At 78.0% G+C, this 304-nt stretch carries 1 protein-coding gene; it reads left to right on the top strand.

The features are described from left to right. A partial coding sequence (locus HT134_RS44375; RefSeq protein ID WP_217709115.1) for a hypothetical protein occupies positions 1–304 on the top strand: 304 nt, incomplete at both ends.

Below are 304 nucleotides of genomic sequence, written 5' to 3'. Positions count from 1 at the left end.
GGCCGCTCCTGAGGCGCCGGCTGCCGGTGACGCCGGGACTGACACCGGGGCCGAGGCCGGCATCGAGACCGACGCCGAAGCCGAGACCGTCACCGACGCCAAGCCCGTGGCCGGCGCCGCCCCCGCGACCGAGGACAAGGCCGGGAACCAGGTCGCCGACAAGGCCGACGACACGGCCGAAGGCGAGTCCGGAGCCGAGGCCGGGGCCGAGGTGGAGGACGACGCCGACGCCGACACGACCACGGCGATCCGGCTGCCCGCCGGCTTCCGCGTGGGCGGCCCGCCGTCCGCCCCCGACCTCACG

The organism is Nonomuraea rhodomycinica (genome assembly GCF_013363995.1).
Lineage (GTDB): Bacteria > Actinomycetota > Actinomycetes > Streptosporangiales > Streptosporangiaceae > Nonomuraea > Nonomuraea rhodomycinica.
The sequence above is the reverse complement of the archived record's forward strand: the minus strand, read 5'-3'. Positions and strand labels throughout refer to the sequence as shown.